Origin of the sequence: Pantoea sp. UBA5923 (assembly GCF_002431095.1) — a bacterium.
GTDB lineage: Bacteria > Pseudomonadota > Gammaproteobacteria > Enterobacterales > Enterobacteriaceae > Pantoea > Pantoea piersonii.
In genome coordinates, this window is the sequence record NZ_DJDN01000032.1 from 1 (window position 1) to 23,142 (window position 23,142).

Annotated in this window: 31 protein-coding genes; 15 read left to right on the top strand and 16 right to left on the bottom strand. The window is 56.3% G+C overall.

Annotated elements, in window-relative coordinates; genetic code table 11:
- From B3797_RS08230 to B3797_RS08245, 4 genes are all read right to left on the bottom strand, one after another.
- The coding region (locus B3797_RS08230) for a transcriptional regulator (RefSeq protein WP_311790843.1) at positions 1–587 on the bottom strand (587 nt) is incomplete at its 3' end.
- On the bottom strand, positions 517–759 hold the full coding sequence (locus tag B3797_RS08235) for a DUF4222 domain-containing protein (RefSeq protein ID WP_311790844.1): 243 nt from the start codon (positions 757–759) through the stop codon (positions 517–519). The genes B3797_RS08230 and B3797_RS08235, both read right to left, overlap by 71 nt.
- 245 nt (positions 760–1,004) lie before the next feature.
- The gene (locus B3797_RS08240; RefSeq protein ID WP_271153150.1) at positions 1,005–1,469 is read right to left on the bottom strand and encodes a YmfL family putative regulatory protein; all 465 of its coding nucleotides are present in this window, start codon (positions 1,467–1,469) and stop codon (positions 1,005–1,007) included.
- Positions 1,470–1,519: 50 nt separating this feature from the next.
- Positions 1,520–1,759, bottom strand: a complete 240-nt coding sequence (locus tag B3797_RS08245) for a transcriptional regulator (protein WP_096073332.1) — start codon at positions 1,757–1,759, stop codon at positions 1,520–1,522.
- Between the two features lie 71 nt (positions 1,760–1,830).
- Between B3797_RS08245 and B3797_RS08250 the strand changes: the two genes are divergently transcribed.
- The 12 genes from B3797_RS08250 (at position 1,831) to B3797_RS08305 (ending at position 8,134) form a co-directional block, all read left to right on the top strand.
- A complete protein-coding gene (locus tag B3797_RS08250; RefSeq protein ID WP_311790845.1) occupies positions 1,831–2,547 on the top strand; it encodes a helix-turn-helix transcriptional regulator in 717 nt (238 codons plus the stop codon).
- A 168-nt stretch (positions 2,548–2,715) separates the two neighbouring features.
- Complete coding sequence (locus tag B3797_RS08255) at positions 2,716–2,871, top strand: hypothetical protein (protein WP_271152984.1); 156 nt, start codon at positions 2,716–2,718, stop codon at positions 2,869–2,871.
- Between the two features lie 1,019 nt (positions 2,872–3,890).
- Positions 3,891–4,427: a hypothetical protein gene (locus B3797_RS08260; protein ID WP_311790846.1), complete on the top strand. Its 537-nt coding sequence runs from the start codon at positions 3,891–3,893 to the stop codon at positions 4,425–4,427.
- A 13-nt stretch (positions 4,428–4,440) separates the two neighbouring features.
- Positions 4,441–4,599 carry a DUF1317 family protein gene (locus tag B3797_RS08265; protein ID WP_311790847.1) on the top strand — a complete coding sequence of 53 codons (159 nt, stop codon included), beginning with the start codon at positions 4,441–4,443 and terminating at the stop codon, positions 4,597–4,599.
- 10 nt (positions 4,600–4,609) lie between these two features.
- Positions 4,610–5,053, top strand: a complete 444-nt coding sequence (locus tag B3797_RS08270) for a hypothetical protein (protein ID WP_311790848.1) — start codon at positions 4,610–4,612, stop codon at positions 5,051–5,053.
- The gene (locus B3797_RS08275; protein WP_311790849.1) at positions 5,050–5,673 is read left to right on the top strand and encodes a hypothetical protein; all 624 of its coding nucleotides are present in this window, start codon (positions 5,050–5,052) and stop codon (positions 5,671–5,673) included. Before B3797_RS08270 ends, B3797_RS08275 begins: the two co-directional genes overlap by 4 nt.
- Positions 5,670–5,933 carry a hypothetical protein gene (locus B3797_RS08280; RefSeq protein ID WP_311790850.1) on the top strand — a complete coding sequence of 88 codons (264 nt, stop codon included), beginning with the start codon at positions 5,670–5,672 and terminating at the stop codon, positions 5,931–5,933. Before B3797_RS08275 ends, B3797_RS08280 begins: the two co-directional genes overlap by 4 nt.
- Positions 5,930–6,607 carry a hypothetical protein gene (locus tag B3797_RS08285; protein WP_311790851.1) on the top strand — a complete coding sequence of 226 codons (678 nt, stop codon included), beginning with the start codon at positions 5,930–5,932 and terminating at the stop codon, positions 6,605–6,607. The genes B3797_RS08280 and B3797_RS08285 overlap by 4 nt, the downstream gene beginning before the upstream one ends.
- A gap of 2 nt (positions 6,608–6,609) precedes the next feature.
- Positions 6,610–7,077: a hypothetical protein gene (locus B3797_RS08290; RefSeq protein ID WP_311790852.1), complete on the top strand. Its 468-nt coding sequence runs from the start codon at positions 6,610–6,612 to the stop codon at positions 7,075–7,077.
- Positions 7,077–7,496 carry an HNH endonuclease signature motif containing protein gene (locus B3797_RS08295; protein ID WP_311790853.1) on the top strand — a complete coding sequence of 140 codons (420 nt, stop codon included), beginning with the start codon at positions 7,077–7,079 and terminating at the stop codon, positions 7,494–7,496. The genes B3797_RS08290 and B3797_RS08295 overlap by 1 nt, the downstream gene beginning before the upstream one ends.
- A complete protein-coding gene (locus B3797_RS08300; protein ID WP_311790854.1) occupies positions 7,489–7,833 on the top strand; it encodes a hypothetical protein in 345 nt (114 codons plus the stop codon). The genes B3797_RS08295 and B3797_RS08300 overlap by 8 nt, the downstream gene beginning before the upstream one ends.
- Positions 7,834–7,879: 46 nt before the next feature.
- Positions 7,880–8,134 (top strand): pyocin activator PrtN family protein, encoded by a 255-nt coding sequence (locus B3797_RS08305; protein WP_271152977.1) that lies wholly within the window; start codon positions 7,880–7,882, stop codon positions 8,132–8,134.
- Positions 8,135–8,182: 48 nt separating this feature from the next.
- Here the strand turns inward: B3797_RS08305 and B3797_RS08310 are convergent, their stop codons facing one another.
- Positions 8,183–8,368 carry an AlpA family transcriptional regulator gene (locus B3797_RS08310; RefSeq protein WP_311790855.1) on the bottom strand — a complete coding sequence of 62 codons (186 nt, stop codon included), beginning with the start codon at positions 8,366–8,368 and terminating at the stop codon, positions 8,183–8,185.
- A gap of 205 nt (positions 8,369–8,573) precedes the next feature.
- Positions 8,574–9,326: a copper homeostasis protein CutC gene (gene cutC / locus B3797_RS08315; protein WP_311790856.1), complete on the bottom strand. Its 753-nt coding sequence runs from the start codon at positions 9,324–9,326 to the stop codon at positions 8,574–8,576.
- An 84-nt stretch (positions 9,327–9,410) separates the two neighbouring features.
- Here cutC and B3797_RS08320 point away from each other — a divergent pair, with 84 nt between their 5' ends.
- Positions 9,411–10,556: a PatB family C-S lyase gene (locus tag B3797_RS08320; protein WP_311782339.1), complete on the top strand. Its 1,146-nt coding sequence runs from the start codon at positions 9,411–9,413 to the stop codon at positions 10,554–10,556.
- Here the strand turns inward: B3797_RS08320 and B3797_RS08325 are convergent.
- Positions 10,553–11,119 (bottom strand): VOC family protein, encoded by a 567-nt coding sequence (locus tag B3797_RS08325; RefSeq protein ID WP_311782340.1) that lies wholly within the window; start codon positions 11,117–11,119, stop codon positions 10,553–10,555. The two genes, B3797_RS08320 and B3797_RS08325, sit on opposite strands and share 4 nt — an antisense overlap.
- Before the next feature lie 308 nt (positions 11,120–11,427).
- Between B3797_RS08325 and B3797_RS08330 the strand changes: the two genes are divergently transcribed.
- On the top strand, positions 11,428–11,550 hold the full coding sequence (locus B3797_RS08330; RefSeq protein ID WP_255729570.1) for a hypothetical protein: 123 nt from the start codon (positions 11,428–11,430) through the stop codon (positions 11,548–11,550).
- A 197-nt stretch (positions 11,551–11,747) separates the two neighbouring features.
- A complete protein-coding gene (gene argS, locus B3797_RS08335) occupies positions 11,748–13,478 on the top strand; it encodes an arginine--tRNA ligase (RefSeq protein ID WP_120453813.1) in 1,731 nt (576 codons plus the stop codon).
- Positions 13,479–13,676: 198 nt separating this feature from the next.
- On the opposite strand, the gene flhE is transcribed toward argS, so the two are convergent.
- The 9 genes from flhE to B3797_RS08380 all read right to left on the bottom strand — a co-directional run.
- On the bottom strand, positions 13,677–14,081 hold the full coding sequence (gene flhE, locus B3797_RS08340; RefSeq protein WP_271152976.1) for a flagellar protein FlhE: 405 nt from the start codon (positions 14,079–14,081) through the stop codon (positions 13,677–13,679).
- Positions 14,081–16,174: a flagellar biosynthesis protein FlhA gene (gene flhA, locus B3797_RS08345; RefSeq protein ID WP_311782342.1), complete on the bottom strand. Its 2,094-nt coding sequence runs from the start codon at positions 16,172–16,174 to the stop codon at positions 14,081–14,083. Before flhA ends, flhE begins: the two co-directional genes overlap by 1 nt.
- Complete coding sequence (gene flhB, locus B3797_RS08350) at positions 16,167–17,318, bottom strand: flagellar biosynthesis protein FlhB (RefSeq protein WP_311782343.1); 1,152 nt, start codon at positions 17,316–17,318, stop codon at positions 16,167–16,169. The genes flhA and flhB overlap by 8 nt, the downstream gene beginning before the upstream one ends.
- 159 nt (positions 17,319–17,477) lie before the next feature.
- Complete coding sequence (cheZ, locus tag B3797_RS08355) at positions 17,478–18,122, bottom strand: protein phosphatase CheZ (protein ID WP_311782344.1); 645 nt, start codon at positions 18,120–18,122, stop codon at positions 17,478–17,480.
- 9 nt (positions 18,123–18,131) lie between these two features.
- On the bottom strand, positions 18,132–18,521 hold the full coding sequence (gene cheY / locus B3797_RS08360; protein ID WP_120453804.1) for a chemotaxis response regulator CheY: 390 nt from the start codon (positions 18,519–18,521) through the stop codon (positions 18,132–18,134).
- Between the two features lie 39 nt (positions 18,522–18,560).
- On the bottom strand, positions 18,561–19,610 hold the full coding sequence (locus tag B3797_RS08365) for a chemotaxis response regulator protein-glutamate methylesterase (protein WP_311782345.1): 1,050 nt from the start codon (positions 19,608–19,610) through the stop codon (positions 18,561–18,563).
- Complete coding sequence (gene cheR, locus B3797_RS08370; protein WP_120453800.1) at positions 19,607–20,482, bottom strand: protein-glutamate O-methyltransferase CheR; 876 nt, start codon at positions 20,480–20,482, stop codon at positions 19,607–19,609. The genes B3797_RS08365 and cheR overlap by 4 nt, the downstream gene beginning before the upstream one ends.
- An 85-nt stretch (positions 20,483–20,567) precedes the next feature.
- Positions 20,568–22,244 (bottom strand): methyl-accepting chemotaxis protein, encoded by a 1,677-nt coding sequence (locus B3797_RS08375; RefSeq protein ID WP_311790857.1) that lies wholly within the window; start codon positions 22,242–22,244, stop codon positions 20,568–20,570.
- A gap of 184 nt (positions 22,245–22,428) precedes the next feature.
- On the bottom strand, positions 22,429–23,142 hold a 714-nt coding region (locus B3797_RS08380), incomplete at its 5' end, for a methyl-accepting chemotaxis protein (protein ID WP_311790858.1).

The following is a 23,142-nucleotide window of genomic DNA, read 5'->3' on the forward strand; positions in this document are numbered from 1 at the left end:
TGAAATTTCGCACCAGTAGTCTGGTTGAGATGAGAAAGAACCTTCTTAGCCTGATCCGTCAGTTCAACCTCGCGGTCGGGTTGCGCAGCAACCTGACAAGAATCCCTTGTAGTAATCTCTGTAGTATTCTCTGTTGTATTCTCTGTAAGAGAGGGACAAGTTGACCCTATGGATGGGGACAGATTGTCCTTTTCCATGGGGACAGATTGTCCTTTTGGATCGGGACAATTTGTCTTTCTCGATAGGGACAAATTGTCCGTATCGGCCAACAAAGGGCTTACGTAGTTAATTGCGTAATAATTAGTCTGGTCGTGCTGCTTTTTTTTAAGCTGCTCAACATAAATCAGACCCATCTTTTTCAATGAAGAGACTGTTCTTTGTATCGTCTTCCCGGTCCACCATGGAAACTGCTCGTTCCAGGCATTAATGCTGTTATAAACCCAGCGACGTCCGTCATAATCCACGCCAGCGGTGGTGTCTTCCAGCCAGTAGCAGATTTGCTGAAGCACGATGGCTTCATTCAGGCCGATTCGGCTTGCCAGTATAGGGCTGATGACCAGCGGTTTTACTTTTAGAAGTAGACTCATGCTCGGCACCTACTTCCCTGAAATTGCGCTGAAACTGGTCAAGTGGGCTGAAGCACTCGCCATGTTCGTAATTGTCGCGCAGGTAGATAACGCGGTTTGTTTCAGGCTCCCACCGAACGACACGGACAATGACTCCGCGCTTGTCTTTGAAGCGTCGGTTAACTTCACGCATTTTCCGGTCTCCGGCTTGCGATAGAATTCTGCCCAGGCTGCTTCGACTACCAGGCGCGATGCCTCCTGGTAGTTGTTGGCGCCATCAGTGGTCGGTATGATTTGCTCATACCAACGAAGGCCGGCAATTAAACGGCAACGAAATTGCCCTGTTGGTCTGTTCTGGCTTACAATGGACATGCGATTATTTCTCCACACCATGCTGATTTGATCGCTCCGACGCCTGGGGGCTGCAACCTCCGGGCGTCACTTTTTTAAGGCCTTCTTACGGCTGAATGCCGTGATAATCGAACGCACTTCTTCATCACGCGCCGCCAGATGTTTGCGGTGGTGAATCATGATTTCCTGTGCTTCCTCCTCATCAATTACGCCATCTGCAACTGCCTGATCGATAATCTGGTCTACGTGCCCGCGCTGCGCCGCAGTTCTAACTGACTTGTTAAACAGCTCAACCATGTCCAGTTCTTCAAACTTCGGAATGTCCACCAGCATTGCGCCACGGCGTGCTGCAAAATATTCAGCCAGGTAGTTAGTGCCTGACAGGTCCTCCATCGCTTCCAGCTCGTGATGCTCGAAGAAACGGCAGCCGTTTTTCTCATACAGATTGTTGTTGAACTGCGTCAGGGTCATGCCCAGCGCGCCAGCCATGGCAGAACGACCGCCCGCATAGGCTTTGCACATCGCTTTTACTGTCTCTTTGATGTCTACCATCATGTTTTTCCTTTGGTAGTTATGTTGAAAGTGATGCTGTTTTATCCTGCTTACTTACCCGGCATGCCGTCTTTAGCGTTCGGGTAAATGTCAGGCCGAAGCTGATGTGGAGTGACAGACCAACCACCCCACTGACAAAGCTTTATCACTCGTTCAGGTGGAACCCGGTCTTTAGAAATCCAGTTAGCAACGGACTGGACTGAACTGAAGCCAAAACGGCGAGAAACCTCTGACATAGAACCAACAGCCCTTACTGCCTGTTCGCTGACATTTTTGAAACTTTGCTGCATCTCACTGCCCTCATAGATGGGATGCATTAGATACTACTTAAAGTAGTAAACAAATACAACTTAAAATAGAAATGACAACTATGCTTTGTGCGCTTAATCTTCCACTTATGGTGGAAGAAGCTAAATACAAAGACTTTGCCGACAGGCTTAATAAGTCGCTCCAGAACATGGATTTTGGAGTAAAAGAACTTTCAGAACTTAGTGGCGTCTCGTATGAGATGGCGCGGCGCTACACGCTTGGTACAGCAAAACCAAGAGATGAGAAGATGATGAGAATTGCTGAAAGGCTTTCGGTGTCTCCGGCTTATCTTGACTACGGGGTAACGGATGACAGCGACAAGCCTGAAAAAGGAACCGTCAGAATCAAGCAGTTGGACTTACACGCATCTGCAGGGCATGGTTATATCAATCAGCCCTTCCCCACTGTCATTAGCTCTATTGAGATTCCAGAACCTCGCATCTACGAACTTTTTGGGCGGCGAACACTGGATGGTATCGAGCTGATAAACGTTGATGGCGATAGCATGATGCCAACATTAAACCCCAAGGATTTGCTATTTGTTGACAGAAGTGTCGACCACTTTAATGGTGATGGGGTTTATGTATTCAATTTTGAAGATTCAACATTTGTGAAGCGACTACAAAAAGTAAAAGGTCGCAAGCTTGCGGTTTTGTCAGATAATGAAAAATACCCCCCGTTCTTCATCGAAGAACATGAAATGTCAGACCTTTTCATTTTCGGCAAGCTAATAAGATGCCTTCCTTTGAAGCTAATCGACTTTGGCTAAAACACATCCTCTTATCGAAACCGGCTAACGCCGGTTTTTTTATGCCTAAAAATCATGTAGATGCGCCAAAATTTCGCAGCGACCCCATTCTTTCTACTTTTTGTAGTTGATTTTCTCTACTTAAAGTAGCTATATTCATCTCACCAGTTTTACTACCTGAGCAGAAAAATGAACATCGCGAAGCAGATGGCCAACACCAAGTTTTGGGACCTGATCACTTTTCTGTACCTGTTCCCGGATGCCGAGCTCATTTGCGATGGTGACGGCGGGATCGTGTTGTTGGAGTGCTGTGTCGATAGCCCGGCAGCGAAGCCGGTTTTTTGATGGATGACGCTGTGTTGTTTGGCGGTTTCTTCAGTTACCCATTCTGATTAAACCGCCCTCTTTTTCACAACAGGAAAGAGCATTGGCCAAAGGCGGGTATAGCGCCAGCGGCGTTCTGACAGTGCTCTCTCCGTTGTGGAGGTTCAGGTAATGCGGAACAGTTCGGCGCTAAGCGCCAACATGGCCTACAGGAACCCATGGAACGGCGGGGAATCGCATAGGCCTGTGAACACAACAAGCGGGGGGAGCAACGTAAAAGTCTGCCAGTTCGTAAACCACGTGATTGCGTGTTACCCGAACCAAGCTGGCTGGGAGGTCAGCACACAACGGAAAGAGCGTGGGCATGAAAAACTGAATTCTCCGACTGCCGAAGTAACCAATCCCGATGGTGGCAGGCAAAGTATGGTGGAGGCGGACCGCTCTTTTTCCGTTGTGGTGAATGCGCACTTATGCGCAGCCGTAATAGCCGGTCGGCTGGAAATAGGAGACTTGGGACGCGCCTGAAAGTATGGCGGCAAATACCCAGCTAGCTGGGGAAGCTCCAGCCACCACAACAAAGCCCAGACGATATCTGAGTGGCTTAAAAAACAGATGGAAGCCGGTGGAATCCCGGCGCACAACGGAAAGAGCACTGCACCGGATATACGGAATGCTCCCGAGTTGCTCCAGTACCGTTAGTTATGAGGACGGAGAACCGATGCAACTGGCAAGCGCCGTAAGGTGGTCAAAGGCAGTGCTCTCCCCGTTGTGGTGAATGCGGCTAGCGCACGCGGAGAGCTGGCATCGTAACTATCGTGCGATGCTATGAGTCTAGAAGTCACCGCTCTGGAGTTTGCCAGTTCGGCCAGAGCACCGGGAGGCACCCGGCGCCACAATACCTTCGATGTTTCGGTGTGGAGAAATCTGGCTGTGGGTTATTGCAGTAACCCACCAGCCCTTTAAGCGAATCCCTAAGTTTTTTATTGCCGTCACTGGCAAGGGATTCATGCAATCAAAAATCGTGTGGAGAACGTTGAACAATGATTTTAACTCTTAGTAAACCAGCGATGCTTTCAGCGCTGCTGTTCCAGGCCAAGTCCGATCCTCGTTATTACCTGATCGGCATGTGCTTCGCCCCTAAAAAAAAACTTTATGCCACTGACGGACACCGCCTGTTTGTTGGCGAACACCAAACCGAATCAGTCGAGCAAAACATTATCGTTCGCCTGAAAGGTCCAAAATTTACCCGCTTTGCCAAAGCTGAAATAGATACCGATAGCGGTGTAGTGACCTATTTCGATGGTTTTGATCAGCGCGTAAATCTGGGGCTCTGTGAAGTTGTTGACGGAAAATATCCAGATGTCGATCGCGTTATCCCAAAAGAAAACGCTGCGGTCACAGAAATCGGCTTTAACGCTAAATATCTCGCCGACGTTGAGAAAGTCGCCAAGCTTTATAACCCCAAATTTGAATCAATATGCATTAAGCCTAATGGCAATACATCTGGCTCTCTTATTGAGATCAGCACTTATGGCGAAAAGGCCAAAATTGTTCTTATGCCTCAGCGGTTGAGCTAAAAGGAGCGCCAGAATGCAAACGCCTTACGACGACATCAGAGTCGGGATCATCATCTTCACCTACTCCAGCATTTTACGCGGCTGGATCGCCCCGGACGGTGAATTGGTTAAGAACCCGATTAAAGCTCAGCGCATGGCTGAGGAAATGAACCGCAATATCACCATCCACTGAGGCGCCCAACATGCTCACTGCAAAATCTAATAAAGAAACTGTTGCCGCAGGCCATGCATTTGCCAAAGCAATGTCAGCCGATACCGGCCTCATGGATATGGCGAAGATGGTTAGCGATCTCGCTACACGTCTCGACGTCGCAAATGCGCGCGCCAGTGTGATGGCAGGTGAAGTGCTGCGGATTAATAGCATCATCCCGGACGCTATCGCTGCGCTGAATGCTACTGGCGACCATATGAGCCTCGTAGCCAATCTCAATGCCGCGATGGTAACGCCAGCTGCAAACGAGTGGATTAAAGCTCTCCAGGCTGAAGCTGTCGTGCAGACACGTAAATACGTGCAGGCCATGACCAACCAGCAGCAGCCCGGCGTATCGCACGTTATTAACCTCATCTCGCAGCTGGAGATGGACATGCTCCGTTCGCATAGCTCAACTATGGAGAGTGCATCATGACTAAGAATCCGGTTGTTATGTACGAATCCCCGGAGGCGGCAAGCATTCAGACTGTTACCGGATGGGTTGACCGCAACGGTCGTTTTTGGGGTAAAGACGAGCACATGGCCCGCTACGCTGGCAGCACACACCGCATCTGCGATAAGAATCCTGAACATGGGGTTCGCGCCACTAATAGTTATTGCGAAAAGTGCTGGGAAGAGAGCCGCCAGGCAAAGTTTATCTCTTTAGAGAAGAAGGTCTGGTCAGGCGAACCGCTGGTTATCTTCGACAACGACACTTACTTTTTCGATGCTGAATCTCTCGCAGACTACTGCTGGGAAAATAATGTGCTGCCGAGTGAGCTACAGCTGCTTATCTGCGAGCCGAATTACCCACGCGAAATCGACATGGTTGATCATTGCGAAGAGATTATCCCTGACGGCGGCGATCACCACGACATCCCAGAAGCTATCTGGCAGGCGGCTGAAGCGCTGAATAAGGCCATTCGTGAAAGCTCTCCTATCTCATGGTTTGGCGGTGAGTTCGCGGCGATCGTCTCTGATGACATGCTGACAGATGAGCAGAAGGCTGAGATTTTTGCTGAGCGCGCCAGCGCCGTTAAGGATGGTGAATTATGAAAACCTATCTGGTCTGGTGTCCTGATATGGGCGCTGAGCGTGAAGACGCCTGTGAAATAGAGGCTTACGACGCTGAGTCAGCAGCAGGAAAATGGGCGGAAGAAGAAGACATGAACAGTGCTGAATACAGCATAGTCAGCGGTCGCGAAACGCCTGTTGTTTATGTAGCAGAAGATGATGGTCCAGCTCAGGCTTTCAGGGTTAGCGGCGAAGCGGTTCCCACTTATTACGCCCACGCCGTCAGTTCAGGAGATGAATGATGCAGGCATATACGGAAGAGCAGAGAAAGGCGCTGATTGAAGTTGCAAGAAAACGTCTTGGCCAATACCAGGAAATGAACGAAGCGCAAAAGGCCTCTGTAGGGCCACGCGGCGGCATTGAAATTGACTATGACGTGAATATCGCGCTTATGGAAATCGCGCTCGCGTCACTGACGGCAGATCCTGTGGCTATGCGATATCGGCTGGCGCCGCCGCACATGAGAATGCCGGACGGCAGCCCGTTCTACGGGGACTGGAAATTAGTTCCTGATGCTGAAGCTGCTAATCCTGGCGCAAACTATGAGCGCGTCAATCTTTACGCCGCGCCGCCCGCCCCAGCGCTAAGGCTGCCTGATGGGTTTATTGATTCAGGTAAGCAAGACTATCTGTGTGATAGCGCTTATGTGTCAGGAATGATGGCTGGCTGGAATTTTGGAGTTACAGAAGACTCAGAGGGTTTCCAATCATCTTTAGAGCATTACCGCAAGGGTATGCGCGAATATCGGGCTGGGCTGAGAAACAAGAAGCAGGAACCAGTCACCGCGCCGCAGCCGGTGAAGATGCCTAGCCGCATTGCGAATATTAACCTGCGCTCACCGCTTGAAGTCGAGGATATGTGGCGCGACAAACTGAAAAGCGCCGTCCGCGCCGCTGGCTATCAGGTTGAGGAGTGATTATGGAAAAGCTGAATGATTTATTTGCCATAGCGCAGCGTGCTGATGCAAAAGGCAACGTTATTGAATGCGTCAACCCACATGACATCCTCGCCATTGCCCAAGCATTCGAGAAGATGACGCAGCGCGCAGAAGCAGCAGAGGCGAAGCTGGCCGGGCTGGAGCCAACAGGATGGACTCATAACCTGGATGCTGATGCTGCGCTGGTTATGCTGGACCGCATTGATACTCTTGACGCAGCTGACGACGGCAGGATTGAAGACGTTAAGCGCATCATTCGTAAGATGGCAGCAGCGCTGGCGGCACCACAGAACGCAGCACAAAATATTCATGAAATTATTCCAGGCTGGAAGCTCGTGCCGGTTGAGCCGACGCAGGAAATGGTAGACGCATGCTTTGATGCCACCTGCGCCGGCGGCATCCAGAAAGGTTATCGCGCCATGCTGGCAGCAGCACCGGAGGTGAAGTGATGGCGCTCACTAAAAAACAGCGCGCTGAGTTGCGTATGAAATTTGGCGGTCGTTGTGCCTACTGCGGATGTGAACTGCCCGAGAAGGGATGGCATGCCGATCACGTCGAGGCTGCATTGCGAAAATGGGAGTTCGGCCCGCGCCGTCAGGATGGTACGCGACGGACAGTCGCTACAGGCGAACACTGGCGCCCCGAGAATGACGTGATTGAAAATCTGTTTCCGGCGTGTGCTCCTTGCAATCTCTTTAAAGCAACTTTCACTCTGGAGATGTTTAGAGAGCAGATAGCAGCGCAGGCTGAGCGAGCAAGGTTGTATAGCGTCAATTTCCGCACGGCTGAGCGCTTCGGCCAAGTTCAGGTTACGGCATCACCAATCGTTTTCTGGTTCGAACATTACCAGGAGACATCTAATGCCTAAATCCCCCGCCGAACGCAAAGCCGCGCAGCGCGCGCGGCAGTCCGCCAGCGGCGAAAAGAAGCTGGAGCTGAAACTGGATAGTCAGGAAGTCGATATGCTGGCTCAGAACTGCGCCGCACGCCGCCCCGGCCGCGCCCCGTATGAGCTGAACGAGTACATCACTATGCTTATACGCAAAGATAACGCGGAGCTGCAACAGCAGCTTGCAGAGCTGGCAAAGCGACAGTGCGGTAAGTGTGGCGATCGCCTGCCGGTCAGTTCGTGCCCGTTCCAGGGCGAATCGGCATGTTGGGCCACCAGCGGCTGGCTTGAGACTAAATTAAATATCACGCCGTGACATGTCACGGCAGATTTAACCTGTTGCAGCAGGAGTGGAGAAAATAATGAATACAATGTTTTTATTGATGGCCGAATATGAAACCGCTACCGTTCCACTAAGTCAGGTATGCGAAAAATTTTTTGGAATGAAAGCCACGACGGCTGAAAGAAAGGCATCAGAAAATAAATTGCCTATCCCCACTTTCCGCACAGCTGAAAGCCAGAAAGCGCCCCGCATGGTGCATATTGCAGATTTGGCAGATTTCATCGACAGACAGAGGGATGAAAGCAAGGCCATTCATCAGGCTACACGTCAATAATGTGAGCTTCGGTAAGTCAGAATAAACACAGGCGTGAACAGATGAAACTTATCTCTGATTCACGCCGCCGTTTAAAATCCATCCTTCTACCTCAGCCAGTAAATAGAGTTTAGGCCTGGTCCTAATTGCCTTGGGAAACCCCAGCTTGTTGGTATAAGTCCAGATAGTCATTCTCGATGACACCCTAAGCTTTTCCATCACCTCTTTTTCAGAAATCAACTCTATATCAGGCATGACGCCCTCCGCTTCTGCTTAAGTCATATTGTTGTTGATTACTGCCATTTTGCAGGGTATTTTTGCGCAACACGGGACCCCATGAGCACCCCATTCATAGTTAACTTATTGTTTTAGATAAAAAGAACCCCAGCAAGATGGCTGGGGTTTGGTACTTGCAAACATCACGTCATAAGGCGTGCTGCGCGGCAAAATCTGTGGTGATTCAGGCTACCCTGACGGTATTGAGCTGCATCACGCTTTTCATGGCTTCCACCACATCGCTATCCACGCAGTAGCGGCTGAACTCATCCATTTCGGCTTCGGAACACATGGAGACACCGGCTTTTCGGTAACGCATCGGTGAGGTTACGAGGCGGCTGGCAGAGCTGTGAACCTCGCTAAGTCCGCTGTCCAGGAACTTTTGCAGGTTGCTGAGGCGTACGCCAGCACCAGCCATAATGATTGGACCCTCGCTCTGTTCATTAAGTTCCCTTAATAATGCAATTCCGTTTTCCGCGCTCTGCTGCTGGCCGGAAGTCAGAATGCGCGCCACCCCCAGCGCCGTTAGCTCCTCCAGCGCGCGGTTCGGACTGTGGCAGAGATCAAACGCACGATGAAACGTTACCTGCACCCCGTCGCACAGCGCCATAATCTGCCGCATGCGCGAGCGATCGATATGCGCCTCTTCGTCCAGCATGCCAATAACCAGGCCAGGAAACCCCATTTCGCGAATTCTCGCCACGTCGGATTTCATGATCTCAAATTCACGGGCGGTATAGCAGAAGTCGCCGCCGCGCGGTCGGACGATAGGATGAACCGGAATCGATATTTCACGTCGTGCCGCCTCCAGTGAACCGGCTGAAGGCGTCAGGCCGCCTTCGCGCGGTCCGGCGCACAGCTCAACGCGGTCAGCGCCAGCCTGCTGCGCCGTCATGGCGCAATCCACGTCGTAGCAGCAAATTTCCAGTGTGGTCATCAGTTCCTCCTTTCATGACGTCTGGCTCGACACAGGGCGATAAGATAGTCTGATTACAAAATTAGTTTACGTGGAAAACAGCATATGGCATTTAATTTTGACCAACGGATAGACCGTCGTCACAGCGATAGTCTGAAATGGAACAAATATAGTGACCGGGATGTGCTTCCACTGTGGGTGGCGGACACCGATTTCCGCTCGCCGGAGTGCATTATCGAAGCCATAAAAAACCGCGCCGATCATGGCGTTTTTGGTTATGGCGGACGGCCGACGGGATTAATGGAGGCGGCGATCGCGCGCTTTGAACAGCGCTACCAGTGGAAAGTAGAGCCGGAGTGGATTGTGGTACTGCCCGGCGTGGTGAGCGGGCTGAATCTGACGGTGCGCGCCCTGACCCAGCCTGACGAGCGATCCATCGCCCCTTCGCCCATTTATCCGCCGTTTCGCGGCGCGGCGAAGCTGGCGGAGCGCGAACAGATCCATCTGCCGCTGACGTTGCAGGCGGGTCGCTGGGTAGTCGACCTCAGCCAGGCGCCACCCCTGCTGAACGGCAAAGAGAAGCTGTTACTGTTGTGCAACCCGCAAAATCCCGGCGGTACGGTCTATCGCCGCGACGAGCTGGAAGCGCAGCTGGCCTTTGCCCGTCAGCACGATTTGATCGTCTGTTCTGATGAGATCCACTGCGATCTGCTGCTGGAGCCTGGCGTGCAGCACATTCCCTTCGCCAGCCTGAGCGAAGACGCCGCACAGCGCAGCATTACGCTCATCTCCCCCTCCAAGAGTTTCAATATCGCCGGACTTGGCGCTTCGCTGGCGATTATCCCTAATGCTGAACTACGGGCGCGTTTTAAACAGGCGCGCTACGGCATCGTGCCTGAGGTCGATATTCTGGCGCTGGTCGCCGCCGAAGCGGCCTGGCGCGGCGGTGATGACTGGCTGGACGCGCAGCTCGCCTATCTGCGTATTAGCCGCGACCGGCTGCATGCTGCCGTCAATGCGCTACCGGGGCTGACGATGGCCCGACCGGAAGCGACCTACTTAGGCTGGATAGACTGTAACGGGCTGGATGTTGCCAGCCCGGCGCTCTATTTTGAGAAATGGGGCCTGGGCTTTTCGCCCGGACGCGATTTCGGCGACGACCGCTTTGTGCGCTTTAATTTTGGCTGCACGCACGCCACGCTGGAAGAAGCGCTGGTGCGGCTGCGCGCCGCCATCGCCGCGCGCGCTTAACCCGCCTCGCTGGCGACAATCTCCTCCAGTCGCCACGGATGAAATTTTATCGTGGTTTGCCCGTCGGTCACCGCCAGGGTCGGATTAGGTAGCCGGTCGCTTTCGCCCTTTGGCGAACTGGTTTTGAACGAGATGCCCGGCTGCGTCAGCGCATCATCGCTGAGCAGCGCCATCGCGCGCACGCCCAGCGTCTGGTGATCGCCGCGTAGCACAATCTCCACATGCTCAAAGCCTTCGTGGCGATAGCGCTTCTCTCCGGGCCAGGGCAGTTCGATAACGTCCAGCTGCCAGCCGTTGAGCAGCAGTGGCTGATGCAGTTTAAACAGGCAGACAGGCCGCCCGTTGATCATCGCTTCGGAAAACTGCGTCCCTATCTTCAACAGCCCTTCTTTCCAGCGTTCGGCAGTGCTGTTTTGATGACAGCGCACCGCGATATGATCGGCCTCGAGCGCCGCTAAGTTTAATCCGAGGCGGTCTGCGAATTGTTGCAGTGAAGCGCTGAAGCGCGTCAGATCCTCTTCTAAGTCCTGTAATTCAGAGGGAAATGTTGGGTTGGAAATCATAAAACGTCTCTGTTAGTTTAAGTTTTTTAATAAATACAAAGCCCCGCCAGCACTGCTTTGGCCGCGATAAGATGTTAAGAATCATCCGATTTGACCATAATTTTGCGGCAAAACCACGTAATATGCCCTTTTAATTCAGATTTATCCCGACTTCAGGGCCAGTAGTTTCTGGATGAAAAGCAGTTAACTAATTGAAAATAATGACGTTCTTTTATACAATAAGATAACTCTTATTTGCCAGCCAAACAATTGCAGCTTCATCGCCTTTCTTATAGATTTGACCTAACACAACTACAAGGAATGGCTCTATGTTCATGCTCATTGTTGTCGCAGTCCTGATCGCACTGATGGGATTTGCAATTTCCCGCCACTGGAAGGTGCGTGAAGACAAAAGCGTCAAAAATCCTCGTCGTCATCTGCGCCGTCGCTAATCTCTGTTTCGGGAAACCGGCCTGACGCCGTTTCCCCGCACGCCCTCTTGCGCGGCGGCTGCTGACGCAACGAGACATTTCACGTATACTTCCCCTCTTCTTTTTTCCATTCTGCGCGGCCTGCGGGCGCGTCGGCAGGGTGAGGACAACGGCTCGCTGCGCGGCAGACGGGCCTTTTAGCAGATGAAGGTAATGCGGTGAATATTCAGGCTCTTCTTTCCGAAAAAGTCAGTCAGGCGATGATTTTAGCCGGTGCGCCGGTCGACTGCGACCCTCAGGTTCGTCAGTCCGCCAGGGTTCAGTTTGGGGACTATCAGGCGAACGGCATTATGGCCGTTGCAAAAAAGCTGGGTCAGGCGCCGCGACAGCTGGCTGAAAGCGTGATTACGCATCTTGACCTGAAAGGCATCGCCAGCAAAGTGGAGATCGCCGGGCCGGGCTTTATCAATATTTTTCTCGACCGCGACTGGCTGGCCGCCCAGGCGAAGCTGGCGCTAACGCAGCCGCGCCTGGGCGTTGCCGCCGTTGAACCGCAAACTATCGTTGTTGACTACTCTGCGCCGAACGTGGCGAAAGAGATGCACGTCGGCCATGTCCGCTCCACCATTATCGGCGACGCCGCGGTGCGCACGCTGTCGTTTCTTGGTCACAACGTCATCCGCGCTAACCACGTCGGCGACTGGGGCACCCAGTTCGGCATGCTGATCGCCTACCTTGAGAAGCAGCAGAACGAGCATCATGAAGATATCGCGCTGGCAGACCTCGAAGCCTTCTACCGTGAAGCGAAGCGCACCTACGACGAAGACGAAGCTTTCGCCGAGCGCGCGCGCGCCTATGTCGTTAAGCTGCAGGGCGGCGACGAATATTGCCGCGCCATGTGGAAGAAGCTGGTTGATATCACCATGGGTCAGAACCAGCTGATCTATGACCGTCTGAACGTGACGTTGACGCGCAAGGACGTAATGGGCGAAAGCCTCTATAACGATATGCTGCCGGGCATCGTCGAGGATCTGCGCGCCAAAGGGCTGGCGGTGACCAGCGAAGGCGCGACCGTCGTGTTCCTGGACGAGTTCAAGAATAAAGAAGGCGAGCCGATGGGGGTCATCATTCAGAAGAAAGATGGCGGCTACCTCTACACCACAACCGATATCGCCTGCGCCAAATATCGCTATGAGACGCTACATGCCGACCGCGTGCTTTACTACATCGATTCACGTCAGCACCAGCATCTGCAGCAGGCGTGGACCATCGTTCGCAAGGCGGGCTATGTGCCGGAATCCGTTCCGCTGGAGCATCACGCTTTCGGCATGATGCTGGGCAAAGATGGCCGTCCGTTCAAAACCCGCAGCGGCGGCACCATTAAACTGGCCGATCTGCTGGAAGAGGCGCACGATCGCGCGCTGACGCTGGTGCGCGAGAAGAACCCGGAAATGGATGAAGCGGAGCTGCAGCAGCTGGCAGAAGTGGTCGGCATCGGCGCCGTGAAGTATGCCGATCTGTCGAAAAGCCGCACCACCGATTACATCTTCGACTGGGACAACATGCTGGCGTTTGAGGGCAATACCGCGCCTTATATGCAGTACGCCTATACTCGCGTGCTCTCGGTATTCCGTAAAGCGGGCGTCGAGGTTGACAGCATTGACGCGCCGCTGGCTATTACCGAAGATCGCGAAGCGCAGCTGGCGACGCGTCTGCTGCAGTTTGAAGAGACTATTATTCAGGTGGCGCGCGACGGCACGCCGCATGTTATGTGCGCCTATCTCTACGATCTGGCTGGTCTCTTCTCTGGCTTCTATGAGCACTGCCCCATCCTCAGCGCGGAAGATGAGGCCACGCGCCAGAGCCGCCTGCAGCTAGCAGCGCTGACGGCGAAGACGCTGAAGCAGGGCCTGGATACCTTGGGTATTAAGACCGTAGAACGGATGTAAAACAAAAACCCCGCGCAAGCGGGGTTTTTGTTTTTGGCTTGTTGCCGATGCGGGTAGTCTGGCCCGATCGCAAAGTCGCTCAAGGCATCCATGCTCGCTCGGCCCGCGACATCCTTGTCGCGGGACGCTTTGCTCTTCAGCCCAGACTACCCGCACAGTTAACTTTTGCGCGCGCTTTAAGTTCCGCCTCGTTCACCTTCAGTTCTGGTAATTGACCATCACTTCGCTGCTCAGCACCTGCAGGCCCGGCGGCAACGCCCCCCTGCCCGCCACGCCAAACACCATATAGAGCGTTTCGCCCGCGTCGAGCTGCGCCAGTTCGCGCGTCGCGCCGCTGCCGCCCTCCAGCGTAGCGCAACGCTGCGCGCCGCACAGCCGGACCTGTAAACCCGACGGCGCAGGGCCGGTGAGCTGATAACGCCAGTTAATAATATTAACCGAGCCGGAAATCCCCGGCGGCGCGCGCAGCGGCTTTGACCGGACCCAGCCGCCGCGGTTGCTTAACGCCGGGCCGCTGACGCTGGCCTGCCACGCGCCCGAGGCGGCGTAAAGCGGCAAAGCCGTCAGCGACAGCAGCGCCAGCCCCCAGCACCAGCGGCGCATTATTTGCCCCCGATGGTGGCGGTCATACGGATCTGGCGGTTGTCGGTCAGCTCCATATTGGAGAGCACCACCAGCTGCGGCAGATTGCGGCGCAGGAAGCGCGCCAGCAGCGCGCGCAGCGGATGGTTGACCAGCAGTACCGGCGGCGCGCCCAGCATCTCCTGACGTTGCAGCGCAGCCTGCGCCTGCTCCAGCAGCCGGTCAGCCAGACCCGGCTCCAGCCCGCCGCCGCCCTGCAGCGCCTGCAGCAGCAGACGTTCCAGCGTGGTATCAAGGCCGATCACCTGCACCTCGTCATTGCCAGGGAACCACTGCTGCGTAATGGCGCGGCCCAGGGCTACGCGCACCACGCTGGTCAGTTCCTGCGGATCGTTCTGCACCGGTGCGTGCTCCGCCAGAGTTTCGATAATCGTACGCATATCGCGAATAGAGACGCGCTCGGTCAGCAGGTTTTGCAGCACCTTGTGCAGCGTGGTCAGGGTTATCACGCCCGGCACCAGATCTTCCGTCAGCTTCGGCATCTCCTGGCTGACGCGATCGAGCAGCTGCTGCGCCTCCTGACGGCCAAAAAGCTCGCTGGCGTACTGGCCAATCAGGTGGTTAAGGTGCGTTGCCACCACGGTACTCGCTTCCACCACGGTAAAGCCCTGGATCTGCGCCTGCTCTTTCAGCGCGCTGTCGATCCAGATGGCGGCCAGACCGAATGCCGGATCGACAGTCGCCTCGCCCGGCAGCGTGCCCGCCGCCGTTCCGGGGTTGATCGCCATCCAGCGGCCAGGATAGGCGTCGCCGCTGCCAATCTCTACCCCTTTCATCAGAATGCGGTAGCGCGCGGGCGGCAGCTCCATATTGTCGCGAATATGCACCACCGGCGGCAGAAAGCCGACATCCTGCGCCACCTTTTTACGGATGCTGCGGATACGGCCCAGCAGCTCACCGTTCTGCGTGTGATCCACCATCGGGATCAGACGATAGCCGACTTCCATTCCCAGCGTATCTTCCAGCTGCACATCGGTCCAGGACGCCTCGGTATTGGCTGGCGTATCTGAAGGTTTCATGATGGAGCTGCTGGCGGCTTCCGGATTCTTCTTCGCCTCCATCTCACGGCCGCGCATCCACCATGCCAGGCCGAGCAGCGCGCCGGTAAAGAGCAGGAACACAAAGTTCGGCATGCCGGGCACCAGGCCCAGCAGACCGAGCACGCCGGCGCTCAGCAGCATTACGCGTGGGTTTTTAAACAGCTGCCCCACCATCTGCTCGCCGACATCCTGATCGGTGCCGACGCGAGTCACGATGACGCCCGCCGCGGTGGAGATCACCAGCGCCGGGATCTGCGCTACCAGACCGTCACCGATAGTCAGCAGCGTGTAGGTTTCCGCAGCATGGCCAATATCCATACCGTGTTGCACGACGCCCACCAGCAGACCGCCGATGATATTAATTACCATGATAAGAATGCCGGCGATGGCGTCGCCGCGTACGAACTTACTCGCACCGTCCATCGAACCGTAGAAGTCCGCTTCCTGCGTCACCTCGGTACGTCGCTTTTTCGCCTCCTCTTCGCCGATCAGGCCCGCGTTAAGATCGGCGTCGATCGCCATCTGTTTACCCGGCATGCCGTCCAGCACGAAGCGCGCGCCCACTTCCGCGATACGCCCCGCACCCTTGGTGATAACCATAAAGTTAATGACCACCAGGATGACGAACACCACGATACCGATAGCAAAGTTGCCGCCGACAAGGAAGTGGCCGAACGCTTCTACTACGCGTCCCGCCGCGCTGCCGCCGGTATGGCCATCCATCAGGATGATACGCGTCGAGGCGACGTTCAGCGCCAGTCGCAGCAGCGTCGAGAAAAGCAGGATGGTGGGAAAGGCGGCGAACTCCAGCGTGCGCTGGGTGAACATCGCCACCAGCAGCACCATAATCGAGAGCGCGATGTTAAAGGTGAACAACAGATCGAGGATGAAGGAGGGCAGCGGCAGCACCATCATCGACAGGATCATCATAATCAACACAGGGCCGGCAAGTACCTGCCACTGTGTCTCTTTCAGGTTGTTCGGTAAACGCAGTTTTGCGGCCAGGTTAGCCATCGTTTCGCTTCTCTCCTGCAAAGTCCATCTCTGCCGGAACCGGCAGGTTTTTCGGTTTGTTCGGGATCAGGCCGCCTTCGCGCTTCCAGCGGCGCAGCTGCCAGACCCAGGCCAGCACTTCCGCCACCGCCGCGTAGAGCGCGCCGGGGATCTGCTGACCAATCTCTGTATGCCGGTAGAGCGCGCGCGCCAGCGGCGGCGCCTCCAGCAGCGGTATGCGGTGTTCTGCGGCAAGTTCGCGGATCTTTAACGCCACCTCGCCCGCCCCTTTCGCCACCACTTTCGGCGCGCTCATCTTTTTCTCGTTGTACTGCAGCGCCACGGAGTAGTGCGTCGGGTTGGTGACGATAACGTCAGCTTTGGGCACATCGGCCATCATGCGGCGGCGCGCGGCGGCGCGCATCGCCTGGCGGATACGCCCTTTTACGTGCGGGTCGCCTTCCTGCTGTTTAAATTCGTCGCGGATCTCCTGGCGCGACATGCGCAGCTTTTTGTAATGGCTGTAGAGCTGCCAGAAAACGTCATAGCCCACCATGGGGATCAGGCCAAGCACCACCAGCGCGCAGCAGGCGGCGATCATCCCCAGCCCATGCATCAGCGCGTTGGTGGGCGACTGGCTGACCAGGCGCAGCATCTCGCTCCAGTGCGACCAGATGTACCAGCCGCCTACGCTCCCCACCAGCACCGCTTTCAGAATGCCTTTGAACAGCTCGGTCCAGGCCTGAGCGGCGAACATGCGGGAAAAACCCGGCAGCGGGTTAAGCTTTTTAAAATCCATCTTGATCGATTTGCCGCTGATCACGATACCGCCCAGCAGCATCGGTGCGGCGATCGCTACCAGCACCAGCCCGCCCAGCAACGGCAACAACGCCATCACCGCCTGGCCAATCAGACTGCTGATATGGCCGATGATCAGCTTGCTGTCGTTCACCATGCCGTGGTCGAAACGCAGCCCGGAAGCGACCATCGCCGCCAGCTGGCGCGCCATCATCGTGCCGCCCAGCCAGAGGATCATAAGACCCGCCAGCAGCATCAGCACCGACGTCAGCTCGCGCGAACGCGGAATCTGTCCCTCCTCACGCGCTTTTTCAAGTCGGTGGGGTGTGGGCGATTCTGTTTTGTCCTCGTCGCTCTCTTCAGCCACGACAAACCTCAGTGGGTGGGAATTCTGAGCACAGCATGCCAAAGTACGCGGCAGTTAAAGCGGGGATTAAGCGGAGAAAAAGCGAGTTAATTTCGCCATAAGGCAAACGCGTATCGCTCGGGAGGCGTTGCGCCTCCCGAGCGGGGGGTAAAACCAGCCTCAGAAACCCAGGCTGTCCAGCAGGTCGTCTACCTGATCCTGACTGGAAACGATGCCCGGCGCATCGGCATGAATTTGCGGGCCGTTCAGCAGGCTCGAGCTTTGCTGACGCTGCTCGGCGCTGACTTCCGGCATATTCTCCAGCAGCACCATCAGCAGCTGACGCTCAATTTCCTGAATCACATCCATCATGCGCTTGATCACCTGGCCCGTAAGGTCCTGGAAATCCTGCGCCATCATGATTTCGAGCAGCTGCTTGTTGGTAAATGAGGTGTGCCCCGGCACCGCAGAAAGAAACTCGCGAGTATCCGAAACCAACTCACGGGCATCCGCCAGCTCAATCGGGTTCTCGAACCATGCGTCCCAGCGGCCTTTCAGCTGGCTGGCACCGGCCTCCATTTTGTCCTGATGCGGCTGCGCGGCTTCAACGCAGTTAAGAGCGCGGTCGGCAGCCTGCGCGGTCATCTGTACGACATAATCCAGACGGTCGCGCGCGTCGGGGATCGCCTCCGCCGCTTCGGCAATCGCCTGATCCAGTCCCAGTTCGCGCAGGCTGTCGCGCAGCATACGGGTCAGAGAGCCGATCCGGGTAATGATGTCTTGCGCCGTGGCGGCATCCTCAGTTGATTTCGGAAGGTTGCTCATCACATCTCCTTACATACCCAGTTTTTCGAAGATTTTGCCTAACTTCTCTTCCAGCGTGGCGGCGGTGAAAGGCTTCACCACGTAGCCGCTGGCGCCGGCCTGCGCGGCCGCGATAATGTTCTCTTTTTTCGCTTCCGCGGTTACCATCAGCACCGGCAGCTGGCCCAGCGTGCCGTCGGCGCGAATGGTCTGCAGCAGCTGCAGGCCATCCATGTTCGGCATATTCCAGTCGGAGATGACGAAGTCGAAGCCGCCCGCGCGCAGTTTAGAGAGCGCATCAACGCCGTCTTCCGCCTCTTCGACGTTATTGAATCCCAGCTCTTTCAGCAGGTTACGCACAATACGACGCATCGTGTTGAAGTCGTCAACCACCAAAAAGCGCATGTTTTTATCAGCCATAATTACTCCTGTGTTATCTCGCCCGGCAGGACGGGCCTGTTAAATACGCAGTGCCTGTCCGGCGCTAATTTTTGCCAGCATATGCTGGCTGACGTTGCCTAAATCCACGACTTCGCTCACACCGCCGCTGGCGATGGCTTCTCGCGGCATACCAAATACCACGCAGGACGCTTCGCTCTGTGCGATGGTCCAGGCGCCGGCGCGGTGCATTTCCAGCATGCCCGCCGCGCCGTCGTTGCCCATACCGGTAAGGATGACCCCTACCGCGTTACGTCCGGCGTTGATGGCTACCGATTTGAACAACACATCCACGGAGGGCTTGTGGCGGTTCACCGGCGGCCCTTCATTCAGTTTCACTACATAGTTCGCCCCGCTGCGCGCCAGCTCCATATGCATCGCGCCCGGCGCGATATAGGCGTGCCCCGGCAAAATGCGCTCGCCATCTTCCGCCTCTTTCACCGTAATCTGGCAGAGCTTATTGAGACGCTCGGCGAAGGATTTGGTGAAACCCGGCGGCATATGCTGGGTGATCATCAGCGCAGGGCTGGTCGGCGGCAGCGGCTGCAGCACGTGACGAATCGCTTCGGTGCCGCCGGTCGACGAGCCGATGGCGATCAGCTTTTCGCTACTGAGCAGCGGACCCGCTTTTAAGGTTAACGGTGCCGGCATCGTCGGACGGGCGTGCAGTCGCGCGCGCGCCGCCGCGCGGATCTTGTCGGCGATCATCTGGCTGTAGGCCAGCATCCCTTCGCGAATGCCGAGCTGCGGTTTGGTGACAAAATCCACCGCTCCCAGCTCCAGCGCGCGCAGCGTGATCTCCGAGCCTTTGCCGGTCAGCGACGAAACCATGACCACCGGCATCGGACGCAGACGCATCAGTTTTTCCAGAAAGTCGAGGCCGTCCATGCGCGGCATCTCCACGTCCAGCGTCAGCACCTGCGGGTCGTACTGCTTGATTAAATCGCGCGCGACCAGCGGATCGGGCGCGGTAGCCACCATCTCCATATCGGGATGACTGTTGATGATCTCGGTCATCAGCTGTCGCATCAGCGCGGAGTCATCCACGCACATTACGGTGATTTTGCTCATCGTCTTTCCTTCGTCAGTCCATAGACGGTTTGTCCGCGCAGCCAGAACTCTTTGCTAATCTGACTGAAGTTCTCTGAGTGACCGGCAAAGAGCAGACCGCCCGGCTTCAACAGGGGAACAAAACGACGCAGAATCTTCTCCTGCGTCTCTTTATCGAAATAGATCATTACGTTGCGGCAGAAGATCGCATCAAACGGCCCCGGTAGCGCCCACTCGTTCGCCAGCAGGTTGAGCTGGGCGAAGCTGACGCTGTGCGCCAGTTCCGGGCGTACGCGCACCATGCCAGCATGCGGGCCGGTGCCGCGCAGGAAAAAGCGCTGCAGCTGCTGCGGCGACAGCGTGCGCAGCTCCTCCTGGCGATAGACGCCGGCGACCGCTTTCTCCAGCACCTGGGTATCGATATCGCTGGCGTGCACCTGAAACTTGCCCGGCCCGGCGCCCAGCGTTTCCGCCAGCGTCATCGCGATCGAGTAAGGCTCTTCGCCGGTCGAGGCCGCCGCGCACCAGACGTTAAAGCTGCCTGAACGCTTACGCGCATGCTCCGCCAGAATCGGGAAATGGTGCGCCTCGCGGAAAAATGCCGTCAGGTTGGTGGTCAGCGCATTGATAAAAGCCTGCCACTCCGCGCTGTTGACGTCGTTCTCCAGCAGAGCCAGATAGCGGCCAAAGTCATCAATGTTCAGCGTGCGCAGACGGCGCACCAGACGGTTGTAGACCATTTCGCGCTTGTGGTCGGCCAGCACAATGCCAGCTCGCTGATAGATCAGCTGGCTGATACGACGAAAGTGTGTATCCGAAAGCGGCAGGCGCTGTACCATCTGCGAGAGCATGGTTGTCGCTTCGTTTTGATCCAGTAGCGTCGATTTCTTCATTTCAGGTCACCTGGCACTGTACTTAATTCATTAGATTCTGCTGCTATGCCGGGCGGCGTTGCCGCCGACCCGGCCATCCAGGCGATTAAAAGGTTTCCCAGTTGTCGTCGCTACGACCGACCGCCGCGCGGGAAGCCGCTACTGGCGCATCCAGACGTAGACTTTTCGACGCCGTAGTTCTGTTAACGGCCTGGCCGACAAATTCTTTACCGATATTGAACACAGAAACCGCCTGTTTCAGTCGGCTGGCCTGATCTTCCAGCGATGCGGCCGCCGAAGCAGACTCTTCCACCAGCGCGGCGTTCTGCTGCGTGACACGATCCATCTCCGTTACCGCCAGACCGACCTGGTCGATGCCGCGGCTCTGCTCGTCCGACGCCGAGGCGATTTCGCCCATGATGTCGGTTACGCGCGTTACTGCGCTGACAATCTCACCCATGGTTTCGCCTGCGCTTTCTACCAGCTGCGAGCCGGCATTGACGCGGTTCACCGAGTCTTCAATCAGCGACTTGATCTCTTTCGCCGCCTGGGCGCTGCGCTGCGCCAGGCTGCGCACCTCGCCCGCCACCACGGCGAAGCCGCGGCCCTGCTCGCCCGCACGCGCCGCTTCTACTGCCGCGTTCAGCGCAAGAATGTTGGTCTGGAAGGCGATGCCGTCGATGACGCTGGTGATATCGGCAATCTTCTTCGAGCTGCCGGCGATGTCGCTCATGGTTTTCACCACGCCATCCACCACCTTGCCGCCCTGCTGCGCGGTTTCCGAGGCGTTAAGCGCCAGCTGAGAGGCCTGACGGGCGTTCTCGGCGTTCTGCTTCACGGTCGCGGTCAGCTGCTCCATGCTGGCAGCGGTCTGCTCCAGCGACGCCGCCTGCTCCTCGGTACGGGAAGAGAGATCGTTATTGCCGACGGCGATTTCGCTGGCACCGGTATAGATAGCGTCCGCGCCGTCGCGTACGGTAGAGACGGTGCGCGCCAGCTCCTGCTGCATATGCTGCAGCGCCCCGAGCAGATCGCCCAGTTCGTTGCGTACGCTAAAGTTAACCGGCTGCGTCAGATCGCCGCGCGCAATATGGCGGATATGCTCAATGCTCTGCTTCAGCGGAGCGATCAGCGAGCCGCGCATTACCGTCCAGACCAGCAGGCTTATCAGCAGCGATACGATCACCAGTCCGAGCGCCATCATGATGGCGTGGTCGTAAGCGATGTTATTGGTCTCGACACCCTGCTGCGCCAGCAGCTGGTTATGGCTCTGCCAGGCGTTATAGTCTTTCTGGAATTTATCCTGAAAACCCTGGGTCGGCTGGTCGACGAAGCCTTTGAAATTGCCTGTGCCGAGAAACCCAATCAGTTCGGCCAGCGCGTCGCGATAGGCTTTGTAGTTTGCCTGCAGAGCCACCACGTTATCTGCGGTTTTACCCTGTTCAGATAAGTTCGCGTTAAAGTCGGCGAACCCCTGATCGGCTACCTTCAGCTCCTCGTTAGCCAGCGCTACCAGATCCTGCACCGTCGCGCCGGAACCGGCGTGTTGGCTGTCCAGCAGATAGCGGATCCCGGCCCGGTTCAGCGTGTTGCGCGCCTGAACCAGGGAAACCCATGAGGTGCCCATCGCCTGTTGCAGCGTCGCGAGACGCTGGTTATAGGCAAAATTCTCTTTGTCGGCTTTCACCGTTTTAAAAAAAGCGCTTCCGGAAATGAGCTGTAGCACGATAAACAGCGCCAGCACACTCAGCAGGCCAGAGACAACGCGTACTCGATTAAACATAAACACCTCATTGGTTGGCGGAACGCATCAGTTATCGGCGTTAGTGAAGGGATCTTTATGTGGCTAAGGCGGGATTAACGCCGCAGGCGTTAAAAAAGAGAGGTCGCCAGCATTCGGGCGCGATCGGGGCGGAAACAGGCGGAAGACAAAGAGGCCCGCGTCCCTGCGGGCAGAAGATTTCAGGTTAAAAGGTTTCCCAGTTTTCCCCGGAGGCGGATGCCGCCGCCGCCTGGCGCGCAGGCGCGGTCGCAAGCGTGCGCGCTGCGATACGCGGTGCCTGGGTGGCTCGCGGGATCTTGAAGACCGCCACCGACTGGCTCAGGCGGCTCGCCTGCGACTCCAGCGACGCGGCCGCCGAGGCGGACTCCTCCACCAGCGAGGCGTTCTGCTGCGTGACGCGATCCATCTCGGTTACCGCCAGACCAACCTGGTCAATGCCGCGGCTCTGCTCGTCCGACGCCGAGGCGATTTCACCCATAATGTCGGTTACGCGCGTCACTGCGCCAACGATCTCGCCCATGGTGTCGCCCGCGGTGCCCACCAGCTGCGAACCGGCGTTAACGCGATTCACCGAGTCTTCAATCAGCGACTTGATCTCTTTTGCCGCCTGGGCGCTGCGCTGCGCCAGACTGCGCACCTCGCCCGCCACCACGGCGAAGCCGCGGCCCTGCTCGCCCGCGCGCGCCGCTTCTACCGCGGCGTTCAGCGCCAGAATATTGGTCTGGAAGGCGATGCCGTCGATAACGCCGGTGATATCGGCGATCTTCTTCGAGCTGCCGGCGATGTCGCTCATGGTTTTCACCACGCCGTCTACTACCTCGCCGCCCTTACGCGCGGTTTCCGAGGCGCTCAGCGCCAGCTGCGACGCCTGACGGGCGTTCTCGGCGTTCTGCTTCAC